This is a genomic window from Nonomuraea sp. NPDC049607 (genome assembly GCF_040675375.1).
Taxonomy (GTDB): Bacteria; Actinomycetota; Actinomycetes; order Streptosporangiales; family Streptosporangiaceae; genus Nonomuraea.
This window is the reverse complement of sequence record NZ_JBFAOV010000070.1, coordinates 1-22,522: the sequence shown is the minus strand read 5'-3', so window position 1 is coordinate 22,522 and position 22,522 is coordinate 1. Positions and strand designations below refer to the sequence as shown.

14 protein-coding genes and 2 pseudogenes are annotated in these 22,522 nt (G+C 70.0%); 10 read left to right on the top strand and 6 right to left on the bottom strand.

Annotation, left to right across the window (positions count from 1 at the left end; translation table 11 throughout):
- Positions 1-327 precede the first annotated feature (327 nt).
- Together AB0J97_RS50235 and AB0J97_RS50230 are read right to left on the bottom strand one after the other, a co-directional pair.
- Positions 328-663, bottom strand: coding sequence for a hypothetical protein (locus AB0J97_RS50235; RefSeq protein ID WP_364104175.1), 336 nt, complete (start codon positions 661-663; stop codon positions 328-330).
- The gene (locus AB0J97_RS50230) at positions 642-800 is read right to left on the bottom strand and encodes a hypothetical protein (RefSeq protein WP_364104172.1); all 159 of its coding nucleotides are present in this window, start codon (positions 798-800) and stop codon (positions 642-644) included. The genes AB0J97_RS50235 and AB0J97_RS50230 overlap by 22 nt, the downstream gene beginning before the upstream one ends.
- Before the next feature lie 11 nt (positions 801-811).
- On the opposite strand from AB0J97_RS50230, the gene AB0J97_RS50225 reads away from it, so the two are divergent.
- From AB0J97_RS50225 to AB0J97_RS50195, 7 genes are all read left to right on the top strand, one after another.
- Positions 812-2,296: a tetratricopeptide repeat protein gene (locus tag AB0J97_RS50225; protein ID WP_364104169.1), complete on the top strand. Its 1,485-nt coding sequence runs from the start codon at positions 812-814 to the stop codon at positions 2,294-2,296.
- A gap of 63 nt (positions 2,297-2,359) precedes the next feature.
- On the top strand, positions 2,360-2,548 hold the full coding sequence (locus tag AB0J97_RS50220; protein ID WP_357705964.1) for a hypothetical protein: 189 nt from the start codon (positions 2,360-2,362) through the stop codon (positions 2,546-2,548).
- Positions 2,549-2,575: 27 nt separating this feature from the next.
- Positions 2,576-2,746, top strand: coding sequence for a hypothetical protein (locus tag AB0J97_RS50215; protein WP_357705965.1), 171 nt, complete (start codon positions 2,576-2,578; stop codon positions 2,744-2,746).
- Positions 2,747-2,790: 44 nt separating this feature from the next.
- Positions 2,791-2,967, top strand: a complete 177-nt coding sequence (locus tag AB0J97_RS50210) for a hypothetical protein (protein ID WP_357705966.1) — start codon at positions 2,791-2,793, stop codon at positions 2,965-2,967.
- 78 nt (positions 2,968-3,045) lie between these two features.
- Positions 3,046-3,594: a hypothetical protein gene (locus AB0J97_RS50205; RefSeq protein WP_357705967.1), complete on the top strand. Its 549-nt coding sequence runs from the start codon at positions 3,046-3,048 to the stop codon at positions 3,592-3,594.
- Positions 3,591-5,429 (top strand): ABC transporter ATP-binding protein, encoded by a 1,839-nt coding sequence (locus AB0J97_RS50200; RefSeq protein WP_364104164.1) that lies wholly within the window; start codon positions 3,591-3,593, stop codon positions 5,427-5,429. Before AB0J97_RS50205 ends, AB0J97_RS50200 begins: the two co-directional genes overlap by 4 nt.
- Positions 5,426-5,848, top strand: a complete 423-nt coding sequence (locus AB0J97_RS50195; RefSeq protein WP_364104161.1) for a S26 family signal peptidase — start codon at positions 5,426-5,428, stop codon at positions 5,846-5,848. The genes AB0J97_RS50200 and AB0J97_RS50195 overlap by 4 nt, the downstream gene beginning before the upstream one ends.
- Before the next feature lie 67 nt (positions 5,849-5,915).
- Here AB0J97_RS50195 and AB0J97_RS50190 read toward each other — a convergent pair whose 3' ends face one another.
- The gene (locus AB0J97_RS50190) at positions 5,916-6,791 is read right to left on the bottom strand and encodes a hypothetical protein (RefSeq protein WP_364104158.1); all 876 of its coding nucleotides are present in this window, start codon (positions 6,789-6,791) and stop codon (positions 5,916-5,918) included.
- A 102-nt stretch (positions 6,792-6,893) separates the two neighbouring features.
- Positions 6,894-7,969, bottom strand: a pseudogene (locus tag AB0J97_RS50185) (IS3 family transposase); the annotation flags it as partial.
- A gap of 458 nt (positions 7,970-8,427) precedes the next feature.
- Between AB0J97_RS50185 and AB0J97_RS50180 the strand changes: the two are divergent.
- Positions 8,428-9,597: a hypothetical protein gene (locus AB0J97_RS50180; protein WP_364104155.1), complete on the top strand. Its 1,170-nt coding sequence runs from the start codon at positions 8,428-8,430 to the stop codon at positions 9,595-9,597.
- A 270-nt stretch (positions 9,598-9,867) separates the two neighbouring features.
- On the opposite strand, the gene AB0J97_RS50175 is transcribed toward AB0J97_RS50180, so the two are convergent.
- Together AB0J97_RS50175 and AB0J97_RS50170 are read right to left on the bottom strand one after the other, a co-directional pair.
- A complete protein-coding gene (locus AB0J97_RS50175; RefSeq protein ID WP_364104152.1) occupies positions 9,868-13,806 on the bottom strand; it encodes a S8 family serine peptidase in 3,939 nt (1,312 codons plus the stop codon).
- 210 nt (positions 13,807-14,016) lie between these two features.
- Positions 14,017-16,878 carry an AAA family ATPase gene (locus AB0J97_RS50170; protein WP_364104149.1) on the bottom strand — a complete coding sequence of 954 codons (2,862 nt, stop codon included), beginning with the start codon at positions 16,876-16,878 and terminating at the stop codon, positions 14,017-14,019.
- A gap of 1,115 nt (positions 16,879-17,993) precedes the next feature.
- Here AB0J97_RS50170 and AB0J97_RS50165 point away from each other — a divergent pair.
- Together AB0J97_RS50165 and AB0J97_RS50160 are read left to right on the top strand one after the other, a co-directional pair.
- Positions 17,994-19,148 carry a hypothetical protein gene (locus AB0J97_RS50165; protein WP_364104146.1) on the top strand — a complete coding sequence of 385 codons (1,155 nt, stop codon included), beginning with the start codon at positions 17,994-17,996 and terminating at the stop codon, positions 19,146-19,148.
- Positions 19,149-19,267: 119 nt separating this feature from the next.
- Positions 19,268-22,305: pseudogene (locus AB0J97_RS50160) on the top strand (Tn3 family transposase).
- Positions 22,306-22,522: the final 217 nt, after the last annotated feature.

The window sequence follows — 22,522 nt, the reverse complement described above, 5'->3', positions numbered from 1 at the left end:
CTGGCACAACGATCACACCGGCCAGCCGGTCAAGAGGTCACTCACTCGCTACGACCACTGATCACCCGGACCCCTTGGACTCAACCATCTAGACGGCCCGGTGCTCGGGTCGCCGTCACTGGGGGCAAAGTAAAGCGTTGACGCAGGTCGCGGCGCGTAGGGCTGCGGCTCTCGACTCCGGATTTCGATCCAGGCGTTCGGGGATGAGTCCGGCGCCCAGTCCGGCGCCCCCTGCCCCGATAACGGTGGCGAGCACGTTTCCGCAGGTTGCGTTGCTCGCTAATGGTGCTCATGTCCACGCGTCTGAGAGCCTACAGTCACTCACAGCTACTTTGCGTCTGGTGTCACGGACCCGAGCGCCGGGCCAACACGCGTGCCGTACTGGCGGAGGAACTGGGCATCGCCCCAGGCCCGGAGCTGCAGCGGGTGCACCAGCGGTTGCTGCACGCCGACAAGCACGCGTCGCGCGCGGCCGAGTCCTCCGCGCCCGCGCGATTCCCGCTCGACCTGGCCTGTTTCGTCGGCCGCGAGGCCGAGCTCGAACGGCTGGGCAGCGAGCGGGCTGCCGTCCGCGTGATCCACGGCCCGCCCGGGGGCAAGTCGTCGCTCGCGCTGCGCTGGGCGCACCTGAACCGCGAGCGCTACCCCGACGGCCAGCTCCACGCCGACCTGGTCGTGCTCGACGACGCCCGCGACGCGGCCCAGGTCCGTCCGCTGCTCGCGGGCACGCAGGGCTGCCTGACGCTGATCACCAGCCGTTCGGACCTGTCCGGGCTGTCGGTGACGGCCGGCGCGTCCATGCTGCCTGGACGTGCTGCCCGAGGACGACGCGCGGCTGCTGCTGTCGGAACGGCTCGGCGCGTCCCGGCTGCGCGCCGAGCCGGACGCCGCCGAGCAGGCCATCCGCCGGTGCGGCCGGCTGCCGCTCGCGCTGGCGATCGTGGGCGCGCGGCTGTCGTGCAGGACCGACCTGTCGCTGTCCGACGCCGCCGATCTGGCGCGGCCGGGGCTGGAGCCGTTCGCGCACGAGGATCCGGCCATCGACCTGCGCGAGGTGCTCGGCCGCTCCTACCGCGACCTGCCCGAACCCGCCGCCCGGCTGTTCCGCCTGCTCGGCCGCGACTCGGGCGCCCATCTGCCGCTGGCGGCCGTGTCGAGCCTGGCGGCGCTGCCGGTGCCCGTGGCCAGGGAGACGGTCACCCGGCTCGACCACGCCAACCTGGTCGAGCTGCGGATGGGCGGTCGGCTGCGCCTGCACGACCTGCTGCGCGAGTACGCCGCCGAGCGCAGCCGTGACACAGACGACCAGCCCGTACGGCAGGCCGCCACGCGCCGCCTGCTCGACCACTACGTGCACACGGCGGCGGCGGCAAGCGCTGCCTGCCATCCGCACCGGGAGAACATGCCGCTGGATCCCCCGCGCTCCGGCGTGATCGTCCAGGCGTTCGCGGGTCCCGCCCAGGCCACCCGCTGGTTCGTCGCGGAGTCGCTGCCCGCGCTGCTCGCCGAGGCCGTCGCGACCGGGCTGGACAGGCACGCCTGGCTGCTGGGGTGGGGGTTCTCCGACTTCGGGCAGCGCCGGGGACCGTGGACGGAGATCCTCGACGTCCAGGAGGTCGCGCTCGGCGCGGCGGAACGCCTGGGCGATGGGCTGGCCGCGGCGCGTTGCCACAACAGCCTGGCCCGCGCGCACCTGCGGCTCGGCCACGACGGGGATGCCGTCACCCACTTCGAGCGGGCGCTGCGGCTGCACGCCGACTTCGACGAGCCGGTGCTGGAGGCGCACGTCCACCTGGGCCTAACGGTGCCGCTGAGCAGGATCAGGCCGGGGCGGGAGCTCGGGCACGCCGTACGGGCTATGGAACTGTTCAGGCAGGCGGGCGACGCCATCGGCAAGCCGCGGGCGCTGATCAACACCAGCTGGTGGCGGGCCAAGCGCGGCGAGTACGAGCAGACACTGGAGGAGAGCCGCAGGTCACAGCGGCTGCTCGCCGAGTTCGGTTCCGCGCAGGGTGAGGGCCACGCGTGGGACAGCATCGCCTACGTGCTCAACGCGTTGGGCGAGCACGCGCAGGCGGACGAGTGCCACGAGCGTGCCGCCGACCTGCTGCAGAGCTGCGACGACCTGCACGCGGCCGCCGAGACGCTGGTCAGGCTCGGCGAGACGCAGGCGGAGGCGAGCAACGCGGAGGCGGCGTACGACGCGTGGAAACGGGCGATCGAGTGCTACGAGGCCGTCGGCGACGCGAACGCCACGAAGATCAGGCAGCGGGCGCAGGCATTGAGAAACCGTTGAGAATCCACTGAGACCTTCGGCGCATGCTCCAGGCAACCGGCCAATCCCCACAAGGGAGGTTCCATGCGCACGATGTCCAGGTGGGCCGACCGGCTCTTGGAGAGAGTCGCCCCGCACGCCACCGCCCGTGCGACCGACTGCGAGTACCAGTGCTGCCGCGCGGACTACTGGAGGTACTGCTGCTACTACCCCAACGGCAACAGCTACTGCGGTTCCTGCATCACGAGCTACGACGCGCGGAAATGGTGCTGAAGTAACCCCAAGTAACCGGAGGTAGTCATGCCGTTCGCGGTAGCTCTCGTGGTCTTCGCCTGCGCGCTGTGCGCGGTGGACCTGATGTTGACCCTCGCGGTGGTCAGGCGGCTGCGTGACCACACCACGCGGATCGACGCACTCTACGCCGCCGTCGCGGGCGAGCTGGAGGCCAAACAGGAGAACAACGCTGTGTGAGCGGCGCCGCGGACCGACATGCCGTGACAACGGAGGAAGATTCGATGAAGACCCTGACCAACCTGGCCGACCGGATCCTGGAAAAGGTCGCCCCCCACGCCATCGCCCGCGCCACCGACTGCGGCTACTACTGCTGCGGTGCCACGTTCAACGGGGCGTACTGCTGCTTCTACCCCAACGGGAGCAGCCACTGCGGCGACTGCACGCGCCGCTATTGCTAGCGGTAAGCGGCCTCGCTGATTGATCTGGTGCCCGGCCGCCCCCTGCCGGGCACCCCCGTTACGGACCGGAGGTGTGCTGTGCCGTTCGTGATCGCCGTCGCGGTGCTTGTCGGCGTGCTGTGCCTGGTCGACCTGGCGATGACCCTCGCCGTGACCAGGCGGCTGAAGGAACACGTCAAGCTGATCGACGCCCTGGACGAGGTCGTGGAGATGGGCGGGCTGTTCGGGAAGGGCGGCCTGGCCGTAGGTGACCGCGTCGGCGACTTCGACGTGCGTACGGTGGACGGCGCCGTGGTGGCACGCGACAAGCTCCCCGACGACACGGTGGTCGCGTTCATCGCAGCCGAGTGCGCCACCTGCCGCAAGAAGCTGCCCGAACTCGTCTCCTGGGCATCTGGCCAGGACAGATCCCGGGTGCTCGTCGTGGTCGACGGGCACGGCGGCGGCCACGAGCAGATGGTCGGCAGCCTGTCCCCGGTGGCCCAGGTCGTGCTCGAGGACGGCGGCGGTGCCGTCAGCGCGGCGTTCGACGTCAACTCGTTCCCCAGCTTCTTCCTGGTCGGGGAGGGCGCGGTAACAGGAAGGGTGGGCGACGTCGCGCGGCTGCCCAGCGGGTCCGCGGCGTGATAGGCGGCAGGCGGGAGACCCCCGGGTTCAGCCACCTGGCCGCGGGCGCGGCGCGGGGTGCCGCGATGGTGTGCAGGGCGGCGCCCGCGCAGGTCATCGGCTACCTGGCCGTGACGCTGGTGGGCGCGGGCGCGCCGGTCGTGCTCGCCTGGCTGACCAAGGCCGTGCTCGACGGCATCGCCCGCGGAGAGGTCTCCGCGCTGCCAGGCCAGGCCGTGGCGATCGCGGTGGTCACCACCCTCGCCGCCGCAGCCGCGCAGGCAGGGCAGTACCTGCGGGCCGAGGTCGACAGGCGGGTCTCGCTGCGGGCCAAGGACGAGCTGTTCACCGCGATCTGCGGTTTCACCGGCCTGGCGCCGTTCGAGAGCCCGACCTTCCTGGACCGGTTGCGGATGGCGCAGCAGAGCGCGAGCAACCCCGGCAGGCTGATCGACACCGCGCTGTCAGCCGTGCGCAGCGCCATCACCGTAGCGGGCTTCGTGGGCTCGCTGCTGGTGATCAGCCCGCTGTTCACCGGGCTCGTGCTGCTGTCGGCGCTGCCCGCGTTTCTGATCGAGCTGCGGCTCTCGCGCAGCCGGGTGAACATGATGTGGCGGATCGGCCCGGTCGAGCGCAGGGAGATGTTCTACGCCCGGCTGATGTCGACCGCGGAGGCCGCCAAGGAGATCCGGCTGTTCGACCTGGGCTCGTTCCTGCGCGGGCGCATGCTGGGCGAGGTGCGCACCGCCAACGCCGCCCGCCGTTCGATGGACAGGCGCGAGTTCGCCGTGCAGGCCGGGCTGGCGAGCGCGGCGGCGGTGGTGGCGGGGATCGGCCTGGTCTGGGCGATCCTGGCGGCCGGGCAGGGCAGCCTGAGCGTCGGTGACGTGTCGATGTTCGTGGCCGCCGTGGCGGGCGTGCAGGGCGCGCTGAACACGGTGGTGTCGGCCGGCGTGATGGCGCACGAGCAGTTGCTGATCTTCCACCACCACATCAGGATCACCGGCGAGGGCCCGGGGCTGCCCGCCCCCGCCGAGCCCGCCGTACTGCCCGAGCTGCGGGGCGGGATCGAGCTGCGCGACGTGTGGTTCCGCTACAGCGACGAGCACCCGTGGGTGCTGCGCGGCGTCAACCTGTTCATCCCGCACGGGCAGACGGTCGCTCTCGTGGGGCGCAACGGCGCGGGCAAGAGCACACTGGTCAAGCTGCTGTGCCGCTTCTACGACCCGACCCGGGGCTCTATCCTGTGGGACGGCGTCGACATCCGCGACGTACCGCCCGAGTCGCTGCGTGCCAGGGTCGGCGCGGTGTTCCAGGACTTCGTCGCCTATGAGTTGACCGCCCGCGAGAACGTCGGCGTCGGCGACCTGACCGCCGCCCAGGATCACGTACGGCTGGAGCGCGCGGCCCGCGAGGCGGGGGTCCACGATGCGGTGTCGGCCCTGCCGTACGGCTATGACACGCTGCTCAGCCGCGATTTCGCGCCCGAGCAGGACGAGGAGGAGGACGGGGTGCTGCTGTCCGGCGGGCAGTGGCAGCGCCTGGCCCTGGCCAGGGCGTTCCTGCGCAGCGACAGGGACCTGATGATCCTCGACGAGCCGAGCGCGGGCCTGGACGCCGAGGCCGAGTACGAGGTGCACACCCAGCTCGCGCGCCTCAGGAGGGGCAGGACCAGCGTGGTGATCACGCACCGGCTCGGCTCGACTCGCGACGCCGACGCGATCGTGGTGCTGTCCGACGGCGTCGTCACCGAGCGGGGCACGCACGCCGAACTCCTGGCCGCGGGCGGCACCTACGCGGGCCTGTACGGCCGCCAGGCCAGCGGCTACCGCGACGACCTGGCGGCCACGCCGTGACCGCCGTCGTCGCCATCGCCGCCCCGGCGCTGCTCGCGCTGGCCTGGCTGCGGCTGCGCTACCTGGTGGTGACCGTCGAGGGCAACAGCATGCTGCCCACCTACCAGCCAGGAGAGCGCGTCCTCGTACGGCGGGTCAGACCCACCCGCGTCCGTACCGGCCAGGTCGTCGTGCTGGCACGGATGGCGGACGAGGGTGAGACTCGGTGGATCATCAAACGCCTGGCAGCGGTCCCCGGCGACCCGATCCCCCGCGAGCAGATCCCCGCGCTCCGCGACGCGCCGGGAACTCAGGTGCCCGCCGGTCGCCTCGTCGTCGTGGGCGACAACCCCGCGCAGTCGTACGACTCCCGCGTGTCGGGGTACCTGAGGGCCGACCGCCTGCTCGGCGTGGTCCTGCGCAAGCTGACCCCGCGCTAGAGCGCTGATGTGAAGTTTGGGTCAGTGGTCGTAGGCAGTCAGGACCGTTTCACGGGTGCGCCGGTGTTCAGTCGTGCCAGATGGCGGCGTTGAGGGCGAGGATGCGTTGGCTGATGCGTGCCCAGAGGCCGTTCGGGTGGCGGGCGTTGTGGCGTTCGAGGCTGAGCTGGTTCTTCAGGGTCCAGATGATCGCCTCGATGCGCTGACGCAACCAGCCAGGAAATGGCAGGGCAAGTGCGGGCTCGTCTTCGCGGGCCGGCCGGATCAGGAGATGGCCGAGATCGGCGGCGGCCTTCTCGATGCCGGCTCCGGCGAATCCCTTGTCGCACACGATCGGGCATGGCCCGTCGGCTATCTGGTGGACGTGTAGCAGGTGCAGGGCCTGCGTGCGTTCATTGAGCTCTTTGGGGTGGGCCAGGCTGAAGCCGGTCACCGCGCCGTCGGCGGTGGTGATCAGCATCAGCTTGGCGCCCCAGTAGAAGGCGTGGTGGGACTTGTCCATGCCGTATCCGGCGATCTCACCCAGGTGTGATCTGTTGACCGTCACCCGCGAGGCGCCGCAGTGGATCGGGGTACCGTCCATCAGTCGTAACGGCTCGTGCCAGGTCGGGATCTGGCGGGCCAGCCACAGCGCCGCCGCTGACATGGCCGGCCCCAGGTCACGCAGTTGCCGGTTGTACTGCGACTGGGACGGCAGTCTGGGGAACAGGTGCCCGATCCGGCCGGCCGCCATCCGCATCCAGCGGCGTTCGTCATCACAGCGCAGCAGCACCTGCGCCACTGCCACGACCACCGCCTCGGCCGGGGTCAGCACCGGCGGCCGGCCTCGCCCGCGAGGCCGGCCCCGCGAAGGCATCACGTGATCGTCCAGATGCACATAGAGTGCGGTCAGAAGGGCGTCCAAGTCGGTCTTCACACACCGACCATGGACGCCCTTCGTCATGACTGCAGCCGATCACCAAATTTCACATCAGCGATCTAGACCTCAAGATCCAGTCTCCAAGGTGTCCACGCTCAAGGGGAAAGGCCCGGGCCAGCCGGGCGCGCCCTTCAGCGTCTCGCGCTTCAGACTCGCGTTGAAGGACTCGGCCGCTGCGTTGTCGGCGCTGGTGCCGACCGCGCCGCGCGAGCGGATGACACCGAGCCGGCTGCAGGCCCGCGCGAACTCCCGAGAGCAGTACTGCGCCCCGTTGTCACTGTGAAACACCACCCCGTCCAGACGGCCGCCGCGGGTGTGCGCCGCGGCCTGCAGCGCGTCGACGACGAGCTCGGTGCGCATGTGATCGGCGATCGACCAGCCCACCAGCCGACGCGAACACAGATCCACGACGGTGGCCAGGTAGAGGAACCGGCCGCCGCCCACCGGCAGGTAGGTGATGTCACCGACGTAGCGGGTGTTGGGCCGCTCGGCGGTGAAGTCGCGCTGGAGGAGGTCCGGCACCGGCGCGGCATCCGGCTCGGGGATCGTGGTGCGGACCCTCTTGCGCAGCCGTAGCCCGGCAATGCCGTGCTCGCGCATCACCCGCTCCACCCGCTTGTGGTTGACCCTCATCCCGGCCGTGCGCAACTCGGCCGTCATCCGCGGCGAGCCGTAGGTACCGTCTTGCTCGGCGTGGATCCGCCGCATCCGTGCAGCCAACTGGTCATCGGCCTGGTGGCGGGCCAGCCGCGCCGCGGCGCCCTTCAGCCATCGGTAGAAGCCCGAGCGCGACACCTGCAGCACCCGGCACAACCGCTTCACGCCGTAGAGCGCTTTGTGATCCTCAACGAACTGAAAGCGGTTCACCAGTTCGTCTCGCCCGCGAAAAGCTTGGCCGCCTTACGCAGGATGTCCCGCTCCTGCTCCAGCTCTCAAATCCGGGCCCTGAGCTGTTTGTTCTCCTCTTCCAACACGTCGTCTGAGGGTACTTGTCCGGCTGATGGGGCCTGACGGATAGCGGCACCGCCGGCCGCTCGTTGCCCACCTTCACCCCGCGCCTGTGCGGCGCGTACCCACACCCGCAAAGTCTCGCGGCTGACTCCCAGATCCCGCGCGATCGACGTGATCGTCCGGTCCGGCCTCGACAACACCAAGGCCACCGCATCGGCCTTGAACTCGGGCGGGTAGTTCTTCATCACCATCAGGGACATCTCTTCCCCTGGACCTCAAGATCCAGTCTCCGAGGTGTCCACGTTCAAGGGGAAAGGCCCGCTCCCATTGCCACCGCCAGCGGGCATATCCCCACGGGAACTTGCTCACTGTGCGGGCGCCCGGGCTCGGACCGGCTGAGGCTCGGCATCGGAACGGAGGTCATCCACACCTGTGGTGGCTGCAAGCGTGAGTTCGCAGTTCCCCTCGACGAGTACGAAGGCGTCTGTGTGAATTGCCCCGGCTGCGCGGCAGTCACGCCGATCGGGCCGCTCGGCGATGAACCCGCGATCTGTGTGCCCTGCCTGCGGAACGGTAGGGCAGCGTTCACCAAGGACACCGAGTACGGGATGGTCCGTTGGGAAGACGCGATCCGCGGAGTCACCCACGGCGTGCCGGGGCTCCGGGCCGCCGGGCCGGGATTCGCGTTGACCGCCCCGGACAGCGAAGGGTGGGTCGGCGTGATGATCCCGACAACCGTCCTGCTCGAACTCGTGCGGACCACCGCGAGCGTGTCGCGGCCGAGACCGCCGCCGCCCGTGACAGCGGGCAGGTACGCCTGGAACAGGCCCAGGCCGTGCTCGGGCCACTGGCCGAACAGATCGCCGCGGCGGCGGCCGCGCTGCACACCGACTTGGAGCAAGCCGTCGCCGACACGCTCGCCGAGGCCCGTGCCGCCCGCGCCGACGCCGCGCAGGCGCGCCGCGAGAAAAACGAGGCCGACACCCGCGTCGAGCTGGCCAACCGCCGTGCCCAGGCCGCCCGGGAAAACCAGGAGGCCGCCGAACGGGAGCAGCGCCGCGCCGAACGGGAGGCCAACAGCAAGGTCGACGCGGCCAAGGCCGACGCCCGCGACGCCTGGGCCCAGGTCGCCGAGCACGAACGCGCCCGCGGCGCTGCCGAGCAGGCCCGCGACGACGCCCTGCGCGAGCGAGAACAGGCCCAGGCCGAGCAGCAAAGGACGGCCGCCGCGCTGGAGGAGGCCCGGCGCGAGATCGACCGGCTGCGCGCCGCCGCAGAAGAGCACGCCCGTCGCGCTGAGACCCTGCGGGCCGCGGCCGCCGAGGCCGACCTCGCCCGCGAGCGTGCCGAGCACGACAGCCGCCAGGCTCAGGCCCGGGCCGAGACCGCTGAAGGCCGCGCCGAGACCGCCAGGCAGGAGGCGACCGACGCCCGCCTGGCCCTGGTCGCCGCCCAGGGCGAAGCCGCCGCCGCTGCGCGGCTGCAGGCCCGCGCCGAGGAGGAGTTGCGCCAGGCTGGCACCGAGCGTGATCTCCAGCGTGAGCGCGCGGTGGCCGCCGAACAGCAGGCCCGCGCCGCCCAAGTTGAACGCGAACGTGACGCCGAACAGATGCGGGGACTACGTGACCGGCTGGCCGCCGCGCAGGCCGCCGCCGGGCTGGTGCTGCCCGAACTGGCCGACCTCAGCGGTGACCTCGGCACAGGTGTCCGCGGCGTGTCACTGCCCGAGACCGGCATCGTCGTCGCCCGGCAGCCGGACGGCGCCGTGGTTCTGCACCATCAGGGCCGGCAGATCCGGCTGGGAGACGGCGAGCGCGCCCCCGCCCGCGGCCGCGCTCTGGCCGCCGCGCTGCTGGCCCTCGTCTCGCCACGATCCTGAGCTCAAGGCCATCGCCCTGCGGCAGATGACCGACGGTGGGCCAGGGACGATCTCGCTGGGCCGGGACACGTGGCCAAGCTGCGGTGAAATTCCGAAGAAGAGTGGATACGGTCGGAAAACCCGGCATACCCGGCGATCGTCATGAGGACGGACTTCATGCTGGCCAGACACGATACAAACCAGGCACGTGTCATCGGCTGTCTATGACCTCTTCGGCAGTCGGACGAGGAGCACCGCCCGGACCCCGGTCCGGGCGGTGCTCGTTCTTCGTCAGCGCAGACCGAACGCCTTCAGTGTCGTCTGCTCCACCCGGTTGCCGTCGGTGTCCCAGGCTTCCGCCTTGAGACTGACGGTGCCCGTGGTGTTGCCACGGGACGGGTAGGTCGCGGTCGCGGTGTAGGAGCCGCCCTTCTTCTTAGAGAGCTGGACCGGGTTCCACGTCTTGCCGTCGTCCGTGCTGGCCCACACCTTCAGCCCGGCGATCTTCGGCATCGCCTCCAACGAAGGCCCGTGTCCTGCGTTGACGGTGAAGCGGTGGCGCCCGGTGGCCACGGTGTTCCGCAGGTCGAGCGTGTCATCCAGGTCGAAGCCGACGGTGACCATCGGCTCGGGACGGCACGGATCGGCGGACACGACGGCGCAGATGTGCCCGGGCTTCACCGTGTCCTTCTCCGCGCGGAACGAGGTGAACGTCCAGACTGCGTTGATCGACTTGCTCGTCGCCGAAAGCCGGTACGTGGCCTTCTCCGGGGGCAGCCTGAACAGGAAGATGCGGTTGATGTTGGTCAACGGCACGTCGGTCCCGTCCTGCTTGGTGAGACGGTAGGTGTAGCTGTACATCCCGCCCATGTCGTCGTGCTGCTGGAGCCCGCCGTTCACCCTCATCGTATGGAAGATGGGGAAGAGCAGGTCGCCGCGCCTGCACAGGTCGCACGGGGTGTTCAGCCCCAAGGTCGCCGGGTACGGCCTGGCGGGGTCGGGCACCCGGTACACCTGGTCCGGAGCCGTGTAGCCACCGGGCGTGCGCGGTCCGGCGAACATACGCTGCTGGGTGCGGACCGGCTTGTCATAGACGTCCAGAGCGTCGCTCACCTCGACGGTGTTGTCCGACGGCCTCGCCACGCTGATGTTCAGCTGCATCACGTCCGCCGCCAGTGGACCGACGTAGTCGCGCCGGGTGTGCGGACCGACGGCCGACCAGGTGCCGAGTTCGACGGCCTGCGCGACGAGCAGGCGTTCGTCCTGCTTCCAGGCCAGGCGGTGGTCGGAGAACTTGGTAGCCGGGTCCGGGGCCACGTGCACCACGTCGACCTGGGCGAGCTGGTTGCGCTTGTAGGTGTGGTTCAGCGATTCGGGAATCCTGCCCTCCTGGTACTCCTTCAGCGCGTACGTGAAGGGGGTGTCCGGCGTTCCCGTCACCCGGATCGTGACCGGGCCCTTGGCCAGCCGGTCGCGTACCGCCGCGCCGTCACGGGCGGACAGGGACACGTTGGCGATCCCCAGCTCCTTGAGCTCGCCGGTGAACGGCGCCTGCGAGATCGGCAACGGCAGGGAGCATCGGGGCATCGTCTCCGACGGCGCACTCGGGAACGCCACCACACCGGCGGCCCCGGCCGCACGCAGGTTCTGCACCACCTCGATCGGCACGCCGCAGGCCGTGCCGAAGATGTTCACCTGCAAGCCGGTCTCCAGCAGCGCCAGCTTGCCCTTGAGGTCGAGCTTGGCCAGTTCCTCCGGAGTTCCCGTTCCCACGTTCACCACCGGGAGATCCTGGGTTCCGGTGAACGGGACCCAGCCGGGATGGCCGTTCTGGCTCTCGACCCCCTCGTACTCCCAATGCATCCCCGGGACGGCCTGGATGTCCGGCATGCCCTTGCGGAGGAGGGACATGCTCACCTCCGGCTGGCCGAGAATCGCCTGCTGGGCGAAGCGGAATGTGCCCTTGGTGACGCGCTTGGTCGGGGTAGCCCAGACCAGGTCCCAGGGGCTGTGGTCGAGCATGCCCGCGTACCGAGCGCCGTTCTCCGTCGTACGCTGGTAGGTCTCGATCACGGTGTTGTTGAGCGGACCAGCGGGAGTGGGCGTGCCGAACCGCACCTGGCTGGCCTTGCGCAGGTCGAGCGTGATCGTGGTGTCTTCGGTGACCTTCACCTCCGGATCACTCAGCCAGGCGTAGTTCGTCCGCGAGTCGTCGTCGATCCACTGTGCCAGCTCCATGATGCTGTAGGTGCTCGGAGGCACCCGGACCGTCACCACGCCGGGCTCTGAGACGCCGGCGCCGTCGGGCTGCTCCTCGGAGTCCGTCACGCTGATGAGGTCGAGCCCCGTGGGGGTCAGCGGGGCGCCGTCCCGGCCGATCGTCTTGACGGTGAGCGTGACCCTCGGTCCCGCGATGAAGAGGCCGACCGGGGTGCTGAGCCGTACGTCGCCCGCCTGGGCGGTGATGGCGCCGCCGTACGCGCCGAAGCCGAGGTCGGCAGCGTCGAGCGTGACCGTCGCGGTCGCGGTGCCGCCGGCGGGGAGCGTGAGGGTCTTGTCGGCGCTCAGCGCGCCCTCGATCGGCTTGCGCTTGCTGTCGGACAGCGTGGGGGTCAGCGTGAGCGTGACCGGCTGGTCCGTCAGGTTCGCGTAGGTGACCTGCTTCGTGGCGGTCTTGCCGTCGCCGAAGTCCAGGTTCGCGGTGGTGGCGACGACCTGCTGGGAGGCCGCCCTGGCCACGTCGACCCGGCCGGCGCCCTCCTCGTAGACGGTCAGCCCGACCTGCTTGCTGGTGCTCATCAGCGCGGCCTTGTACTGCGCCGCCGTCCAGTCGGGGTGGCGCTGGGCGAGGATCGCCACGGCGCCCGCCACGTGCGGGGTCGCCATCGAGGTGCCGTTGGCGGAGGTGTAGTAGTCGTCCACCGGCGTGCCCATCGCGGTGCCCGCGGCCCGCGCGGCGACGATGGCGAAGCCCGGGGCGGCGATGTCCGGCTTGAGCGCCCCGTCCAGGCGGGGGCCGCGGCTGGAGAAGTCGGCCAGTTCGTCGGTCTTCGTCGTGGCCGCCACCGTCAGCGCGGCATCGGCGGTGCCCGGCGTGTTGACGGTCCGCGCTCCGGGCCCGTTGTTGCCCGCGGCGATCACGAACAGCGTGCCGGTGCTCGCCGTCAGCTCGTCGACGGCCTGCGACATCGGGTCGGACCCGTCGCTGACGCCGCCGCCGATGCTCATGCTGACGACCTTGGCGCCGCTGCTCGCGGCCCACTCCATGCCGTCGATCAGCCAGGACGACTCGCCCTGTCCGGCGTTGTCGAGCACCTTGCCGATCAGCAGCTTGGCGCCGGGGGCGACGCCCTTGTTCTTCCCGCCAGACGCACTGCCCGAGCCCGCGATCGTGGAGGCCACGTGGGTCCCGTGGCCGTGGCCGTCGGTCACGTCTTGGCCGGGGACGAACGAGTGCGTCTCCGCGAGCACGCCCGCCAGGTCGGGATGCTTGGTGTCGACGCCGGTGTCGAGGACGGCGACCTTCACCCCGGTGCCGTCGAACCCGGCGGCCCAGACCTGGGGCGCGCCGATCAGCGGAACGCTCTCGGCCAGGTTGACCTGCACCTTCCGGTCCAGCCAGAGCTTGGCGACGCCCTGTTTGAGGGTGCGCGCGGCCGTGCCGCCGTCGCGGACGGCGCTCCAGAAGTCGCCGGCCTTGGCCTTGTCGACCTGGAGTCCGGCGCCGCTGATGCTGGTCAGGTCGGTGGCGGTGGTGGTGGCCGGCAGCGCGTCCGCCGCCGCCTTCGCCCCGCGCCGTCCCTTCGGGTACTGGACGATGACCGGCAGCTGCTTGGTCTCGGCGTCGGTGTAGCCGTTCTCGGCCAGGTACTCGACGTTGAACAGTTCCTTGTCGACGTTGCCCGCGTTCACGGCGGCCATGGCGTCGGTCGGGAAGACGTACACGCCCTTGGGCGTCGCCCTGGTCAGGAAGCCGGGCGCCGGGCCGCCCGGACGGGCGGCGGGGTCCACGTCGACCTGGTGAGCGCCGCCCCGGTCCGACAGGGTGACGGTGTCGCCGGTGATGAGCGTGATCTTGTGCGTGCCCGCCGGCAGCCGGTCCAGATCGGGTTGCGCGGCCGGCACGGCCAGCGCACCCGGAGTGGAGACGGCGGACAGCGAGCCCGCGAGGGTCACCGCGGTGACGGCGACGGCGGATCCGCGCCGTAACAGGCGCGAGAAACTAGGCATGGGGCTCCTCGGGAGGTAGGTCAGGCGGGCGGGCGGTCAGACGTCGACCCATCCGTCATCGGGCACTAGGGCAGCGGGGTCCTCGTCGGGCTCCTGGTCGCCCTCTTCGGGCTCCTCCGGGTGCTCAAGGTCACGCTGCGGATCGGTTCCGGACATGACGCCCATGGTCTGCGGCGCACCCTCTACCTACCTATGGGTAAGAATCCCCATTTATGCCCCGCCGTCCAGCCTTCGGGCGAGCGCGGCCCGCGAACGCAGCCCGAGCTTGCGCAGCGCCGCGCTGAGGTGCTTGTCGACCGTCTTCGTCGACAGGAAGAGCTCCGTGGCGATCTCTCTGTTCGTCAGCCCGGTCGCCGCCAGCGTCGCGACCTCCCGCTCCCGGGGTGACAGGTCGCCGCCGTAGCCGCTCGGCCCGCCCCGGTGCCGGGCCGGCGAGGGGACGCCGCGCCGCCTGGCCAGGTGGGAGGCACGGTCGAGGTCCCAGCGGGCACCGAGCGCGGCGTACCCGGCCAGGGCCGCGTTCAGCAGATCGGCGGCGCGCTCGTCGGCGAGCGCGAACAGGCCGGCGGCGGCCAGCTCGCGCGCCTGGGCGGCCTCGTACGGGCAGCCGAGCTGGTCGTAGCCGTCAACCGCGGCCAGGAACTCGGCGGACGCGGTGGCCGGGTCCGACGCGCCGGCGGCCAGCAGGCCGCGGGCGTGGGCCAGCGACGGTGGCGCGAGAGGCGCGTCCAGCGTGGCGAGCTCACGGCCGAGCCGGTCGGTCAGTGCCTCCGCCTCGTCCTGGCGCCCGGCCGTGACCAGCGCGTCGACCAGCGGCGGCAGCACCCGTACGGCCACCGGCCAGAGCCGTTTGGTGTCCCACACCGCGATGGCCGCCGCGAGCCCGGCGGGCGGTTCGCCGCCCTGCCTGAGCAGCGCGCCCATCGCGATCGGCAGCACGTCGATCGCGCCCATCCGCGCCGCCCGCTCCACCACGTCGAGCAGCCCGAGCCTGGCCTCCTCCACCTCGCCGGAGGCGAGCGTCAGGCAGGCCCTGAGAATGTCCAGGACGGCGAGTTGGCGCGGGTGCCCGGCCAGCCGTTCGGACAGGAATTCGACCTCCTCCCGCAGGCCCGCCCACGCACCGCGCGCGTAGGCGAGGGCTGCGTACGACGCCCGGCATTCGAACTCCATCCACCGGGTCAGGTCGCAGCCCGGAGCCCCGAGCAGCGCGGCCGAGAGCATCCGGTCGGCGACCTCGTACCGCCCGGCGTAGCACGCGTCCTCGCCGAGTGAGCAGAACGCGCCCACCTCCCTGCGGTTCACCGGCCTGCCGCCCGTCTGCGTCAGCAGCCGGTCCGACAGCTCCGCCCAGCGGGGATCGCCCACCGCCGTGAGCACCATGGCGACCTTGCCCAGGACGAACGCGCGAAGGGGCGCGTCATCGATCGCGGGCAACTGCTCCAGCGCCCGTTCCAGCCAGCCGACGTGCTCGGCCAGCGGCACGTCCGGAGTCGTCGGCAGGCCGAGCCCCACCATCGCCTGTGCCAGCAGGTCGGGCCGCCCGTCCAGCGACTCCACCGCGTCGGTGAAGGCGCGCCACTGCAGCGGGGGCTCAGCCGCCGTCCGGTCCAGACCCAGCGCGTACAGGAAGCGCAGCTCCCCGCGCAGCGGCTGGGGCGGGTCGTGCGCGAGCGCCGCTGACAGCACGTCGAGCTCGGCGACCACCTTCAGCGTCCTGGTGCTCGCCCAGCCGAGCTTGACCGCGAGTTCCGCCCGCCGTACCGGGTCGAGCGGGGCCTCACGCAGCACCGCCTTCAGCAGGTGCGCCGCCTCGTCGTCGTCACCGAGCGCGGTCGCCTGGTCGGCGGCCTGCTCGGCCGCCGACACCCAGGCGTCCAGTTGCCCTGAGTGCCGCAGGTGGTGGGCGAGTTGCCCGAGCGGCACCGGGCTGAGCCGTCCCACCGCCGCACCCGCCCGCGCGTGCAGGTCGCGCCGCCGCGACAGTGGCACGCTGCCGTACACAGCCTGTACGGCCAGCAGATGCCTGAACCCGACCAGCCCTGACCGCTCGACCAGCAGGCCGCGTTCCAGGGCCTCGTCCAGCCCGGTCTCCGCCTCGCCCGCCGGGATCCGGCAGGTGGCCAGCAGCGTGCCGATCGGGACGTGCGCCTCCAGCACCGCGCTCGCCTCGACCACTGCGCGGGCGGCGGGAGACAGGCGGCTGACCCGTTCGAGAACCGAGTCGCGCACCCCGGCGGGGACGTCGAGCTCGTCGATCGTCTTGCGCGCCCAGCCGCCGTCGCGCCGTACGAGGGTGCCGCGGGCGCGCAGCAGCGCCAGCAGCTCCTGGATCGCGAACGGCAGGCCCGACGTGCGCTCCCGCAGGTAGAGCGCGAAGTCCTCGGACACGCGCGGGGCGCCGAGGATCGAGGCGGCCAGCTCCTGCGTCTCCGCCGTGCTGAACGGGGCCAGCGCCACCCGGGTCCTGGCCACGGCCGTGGGCAGCCGGGAGGTCAGCGCCCGCACGCCGACTCCCACTTCCTCGCCGCGGTAGGTGAGGACCACGCTCAGGTCCGGCGGGGGATCCGACAGCAGGTAACCGAGGAACTCGACGGTCTGCTCGTCGGCCCAGTGCATGTCCTCCAGCACCAGGACCACCGCGCCGAGGGGGGTCAGCAGCTCGGCCAGCCCGCGGAACACGCGGTGCCGCTCGCCGACCCGGTCGTCCAGCGGCTCAGGGACGAGCGGGAGGACGTGCGCGAGCTCGGGCAGCAGCGGCCGCAACGCCCCCGCCACCGGTGACAGGGAGACGGCCGCCAGCAGTTCGCCGGTGCCGCGCAGCGCTTCGAGCACCGGGCCGAGCGGGAACGGCTCGCGGATGTGCCCGCAGCCGCCGGTCAGCACCAGCGTCCCGGCCAGCTCGGTGGCCAGCTCCCTGACGAGCCGGGTCTTGCCGATCCCCGCCTCGCCCTCGACGACCGCGACTGCCGGGGGGCTGCCGAGCGTGGCCAACAGCGCGGACAGCTCTGTCGCGCGGGCGACCAGTTTTGGCGAGACGATCTGTGCGCTGCTGGCGCTTCGGGGGGTCACGTCACCGGCCTCGTTCGAGATCAGAACGAGGTTCAGCCTACTAGCTAGTAGTTCAGGACGATTTCATGATGGAGAAGCCGCCGTCCCCAAGAGCGGCCGGCTCGGGCGCGGGTCTGGTGGTGGCGCCGACGTTGGGACCAGGCCGGCGCGTACGTGAGCGGCCGGGTGGCCGTGGCGGTGCCAGGCGTCGTAGCGCCGGACCTGGTAGTGGTCCAGGCCGGTAGCGCGAACTCCTCGCCAATGGCCGATCGACATAGTCGATCACCCAGACGCCCATGAGCAGGCCGACGGTGACGGTAGCCGTTTCACGTACGTGCGCGGGCGCCAAGGTGCGGGTGCCTTCGGCGAGTCCCATTCACAGGCCTCCGAAGCTGGATCAATGTTCCACCACCCCTCCATCACCTCATCCCGGAGTGCTTCGCGCAGAAACATGAAGTCGGGGCGTCACACAGGCAGCCGCCCTGCAGGCAAGAGAACACAAGGGGCGCACGGGCGCCCCTTGTTGAAAGCCCGTCACTGGCCCTCTGGTGCCGAGCCAGTCCATTGAGGCGTGCGCGGCTCTACTCCATCGACGCGTCGTGATCGTTGTCGCGTCGTCGCTTACGGCGGGTTGGGCGGACGCGGCATCGCGCCATCGTCAGCGCGGCAGCAAGGCCGACGCCGGCGGTGGCTAGCTGGGCTAGCTCGGTCAACAGATCCAGCATGAAGGCCTCTCCAGAATGGTCGGACAAGTCACTGGATCAGGGGTGAGAGGGAAGATCGGTGTCCGGCGAGGTTGGCGGCCATTCCCGAGCCGAACTGACGCCACGGGCCGTCCATTTCCGGACAACTGGCCCACGAGGTTTCCGTGAACCCCCGTCCGCGACGAGGAGGCGGCCTAAGCTGTCGGACATTCAAAGACATGTCCGGACGATCGCGAACGAGGCAGCGTGGAACATCTCCCCCGCGAGGAAGGCGGCCCACATCGGCTGGACCCAGACTCAGTCGTAACGCGTGAGGATCTGGCCCGTGCGCTCACCGCGCTGCATGTCCGAGCCGGGGAACCCTCCCTGCGTCAGCTGCAGGAAAGAACCCAGCTCCACAAGGTGCGGCTAGCGCGTAGGACTGTCTCTGAGATGCTGCGCGCTAAACGACTGGCGCCGAAAAAGGTCATGCTGGCCTTTGTCCAGGCATGCGGCGTCGCCCTGACTGAGATGTCGGCGTGGGAACGGGTGGCCATCGCGGAGCGCATCCACCAGGCGCCAGCACCGATGGAACAGATCAGCCTCCTGCAGGAGACCGTCGCCCATCTTCAACAAACGATCATTGATCTGCAGCAAGAGCTCCGGACTGAACGCGAGGCCCGAGCAACGCGGGAAGGAACCGGTTCCCACACTTCCCAGCCGCCGCCAGTGGTGGAAGCTCGGCAGGCAACACGCCCGCCCGCGGAGGAGATCCTCCCCGCCGACGCAGGAGAGCGTAGCGCTGCCCAGAGACTGGTCGACCTGCTGGCGGAGCAGGAGCGGACAGAAGAGCTGCACGCACGCGCCCAGGCTGGGGACGCGTACGCCGCGCGTCGGCTCATCGACGTGTTGGCCGCACAAGATCGCCAAGAGGACTTGGAAGTGCTGGCTGACGCGGGCAACCGGTACGCCGCCAAGCGCCTGGCGAACCTGTTGCTGGAGCACGGGTGCTTTGTGGGACTACAAGCCCGAATTCAAGCCGGAGATAAGGCCGCACTTCGGCTCTTGGCCGAAAGCCATGCCGACGCGCTGGCCAAGCAGGGTTTAGTAGAGGAGCTGAGGGCCCGCGCCAGAAGAGGTGACGAACCTGCCGCTCGGCGACTTGCCGATCTCTATGCGGAGCGTGGCAATGCCTTAGAACTGCGGGTGTTGACCGAAGCTGACAACAGCGACATCCATGCCGCCTGGCAACTGGCCGACTTGCTGGCGAAGCGGGGCCAAACCGAAGAGTTGCGGGCTTGGGCCAAGACAGGCAATCCGTATGCCGCCTGGCGATTGGCCGATTTAGTTGTCCAACAAGGCGGTGTTCTGGAGTTACGTACTCGGGCTGATGCCGGCGATTCCTTCGCTGCTCGCCGTCTTGTCGACCTTCTGGCCAAGCAGGACAACACCTACGAACTAGAAGCGCGGGCCACGGCTGGCGATTTCACCGCCTCTCGCCGGCTGACCGATCTGCTCGCCAAGCAGGGCCGGACCGCAGAACTGCGAGCTCGCGCCCACGATGGCGATCCCTACGCAGCCTGGCGGCTGACCTCAACCAGCCTTTGAACTGATTCGGCGAGCTGGTAGCGCGTGGTCAGCCTGTTAGGGGTGCCGGTAAGAAACGTGTCATGAGCCCCAAACAGTGTTGATCTTGCCGTGACTTGCCTGGTCAATGCTGGTTGGTCATGAAACACCCCCGGATGCACATCGACGATCTGGTCGAGCACTGGACGATCCTGGGCGAAGAGCGCGACCTGATCGCCGGAAAGCGCGATGCCACTCGACTCGGCTTCGCGATCTTGCTGAAGTTCTACACGCAGCACGGCCGGTTCCCGCGCGGCCGTTCAGAGCTGCCGGACGGCGTGGTTGAGCACGTGGCCAAGTAGGTCCGGGTTCCTGCCTCGGAGTTCGGCTTCTACGAGTGGTCCGGCTCCACGATCGAGTACCACCGCCATCAGATCCGCACGCACCTGGGCTTTCGCATCTGCACGACGGAGGACGCGACGAAGCTGGCGGTGTGGCTGGCCGAGGAGGTCGCGCACGCCGAGCGACGGCCCGAACGGGTCCGGGAGGAACTGCTCAAGTATCTGCGCGAGGAGCGGATCGAACCGCCGGCGCCTGGGCGGATCTCGCGGATCGTGGCCTCGGCCCTGCACAACGCGGAGGTCGCCTGGTCGGTGCGGATCGCCTCCCGGTTGAGTTCCGAGACCACGCAGCGGATCTACGCGCTGGTCGGCATCGACGATGCCAGCCGCGCGGTGGCCGAGGGGGCCGGTGACCGTCAGGAGCCCACGGGTGAGGCGCCTGCCGAGGATGACGACATCGACTCCGACCTGCTGGCGTTGATCAATTCCGCGCCGGGCAACGTGAGCCTGGAGTCGATGATGACCGAGATCCGCAAGCTGGCGGCGGCGCGCTCGATCGAACTGCCGTCCGGGTTGTTCGCCGACGTGGCGCCCAAGGTGCTGGCCGCCTGGCGGGCCCGGGCGGCAGTGGAAGCGCCCTCCCACATGCGCACGCATCCGCGCGAGCTGACGGTGCTGCTGCTGGCGGCGCTGGTCCAGGAGCGGGAGCGGGAAATCACCGACGCGCTGGTGGAACTGCTGATCGCCACGGTGCATCGGATCAAGGCGCGGGCCGACAGCAAGGTGACCAAGGAACTGATCAACGCGTTCAAGCGGGTGACCGGCAAGGAGAACATCCTGTTCAAGGTCGCCGACGCCGCGCTCAATCAGCCCGACGATTCTGTCCGCCCGGTCATCTTCCCGGCTGTCAGCGGCGGCGAGCAGACGCTGCGCGATCTGGTGCACGAGTTCAAGACCAAGGGCCCGGCCTACCGCACCACGGTGCAGACCACGCTGCGTGCCTCCTACACCAACCACTACCGGCGCGGCCTGATCGCGCTGCTGGACACGCTGGAGTTCAGGAGCAACAACACCGCCTTCCAGCCGGTGATCGAGGCGCTGGGGCTGATCCGCCGCTACGCCAAGGCGGGCAACACCACCTACTACCCGCGCGGTGAGGTGGTGCCCGAGCACCGCGGCACCGCCGGCGACTGGGAGGACCTGGTGTTCAAGAAGGACAAGCGCGGACGCCGGCGGGTGGTGCGGATGGTGTATGAGATCGTCACCTTCCAGGCGCTGCGCGAGGCCCTGCGGTGCAAGGAGATCTGGGTGGTCGGTGCCCATTCCTTCCGCGACCCGGAGGAGGACCTGCCCAAGGATTTCGCTGCCCGCCGCGTGGAGAACTACGCCGAACTGCGCAAGCCGCTGGACCCGGCCGACTTCATCGCCGAGTTGAAGGCCGAGATGCGCGCCGAACTGGAGGCGCTCGACACCGCACTGCCGAAGCTGGACTGGCTGGCGATCTCCGAGCGCAAGTCCGGCGCGATCAAGTTGACGAAGCTCGGCCCGGCGGATGAGCCGCGGAACCTGCGCCGGATCAAGAACGAGGTGGGCCGCCGCTGGGGCTCGGTCCCGCTGATCGACATGCTCAAGGAGGCGGTGCTGCGCACCGGCTGCCTGAAGGCGGTCACCTCGGTGGCGGGCACCTCCAGCCTCAAGCCCGAGGTCCTGGCCGAGCGGCTGATGCTCGCGATCTTCGGATACGGCACCAACACCGGCATCCGGGCCGTGGCCTCCGGCGGCCACGCCCACAGTGAGGACGATATCCGCTACGTTCGGCGCCGCTATCTGACCCCGCAGGTCGCCACCGACATCGCGATCGCCATCGCGAACGCCACCTTCACCGCCCGGGACGTGGCGCTGTGGGCGAGGGGACGACCACGGTCGCCTCCGACTCCACGCACGTGCGCGCCTACGATCAGAATATTTTCACTGAGTGGCACTCCCGGTACGGCGGCCGCGGCATCCTCATCTACTGGCACATCGAACGCGGGTCCGTGGTGGTGCACTCCCAGACCCTGCGCGCCTCGGCCTCGGAGGTGCACGCGATGATCGAGGGCGCGGTGCGGCACGGCACCACCATGAAGGTCGAGGGCAACTACGTCGACTCCCATGGCCAGACCGAGATCGGGTTCGGCGTGACCCGGCTGTTGGGCTTTGACCGGCTGCCGCGCATCAAGCAGATCAAGAAGGTCAAGCTGTACCAGGTCGAGAGCGGCGAAGGCGACCTGTACCCGCGGCTGACGCCGGCGATGACTCGGCCGATCCGGTGGGACCTGATCGAGCAGAACTACGACCAGATGATCAAGTACACCACCGCGATCAAGCAGGGCACCGCCTCCACCGAGGCGATCCTGCGCCGGTTCACCGAGTCCGCCTCCCATCCCACCTACCAGGCCATGCTGGAGGTCGGCCGGGCGCAGAAGACCATCTTCGTCGCCCGCTATCTGCGCCTGCGCGAGCTCCAGCGAGAGATCCAGGAAGGGCTCAATGTGGTGGAGTCCTCCAACGGAGCGAATTCGGTGATCTTCTACGGCAAGGGCGGCGACATCGCCACCAACCGGCGCGAGGAGCCGGAGATGAGCGTGTTGTGCCTGCGCATTTTGCAGGCCGCGCTCGTGTACATCAATACCCTGATGCTGCAGGACGTCCTGGCCGACCCCGAATGGGCCACCATGCTCAAACCCGCCGACCAGCGCGGGCTGACCCCGCTGTTCTGGCAGCATGTCCAGCCCTACGGCGAGGTACGGCTGGATGTGGCCAAGCGCCTTTCGCTCGGCGGCGCTGCGCAAGCTCCGGAGGCGGGCAACCCGGACTAGCTTCATGATCGCGGTAGGGGCGGTGCGCGCCCCTGGCAGGACGGCGTCGGGTTCCGGACGATCGGCGTACGCAGACGAATCGAATCTGCCGAGCGGAGCGCGACGTCCGTAGTCGTCCGCAGTGAGAGTGCAGTTTGCGAGCCTATGCCCGTGATGCCGCAGTGTGATCGTAGGGATTTGTAGCGTTACCGCCGTTGGCGGGTCCGGTCGTGCTGTG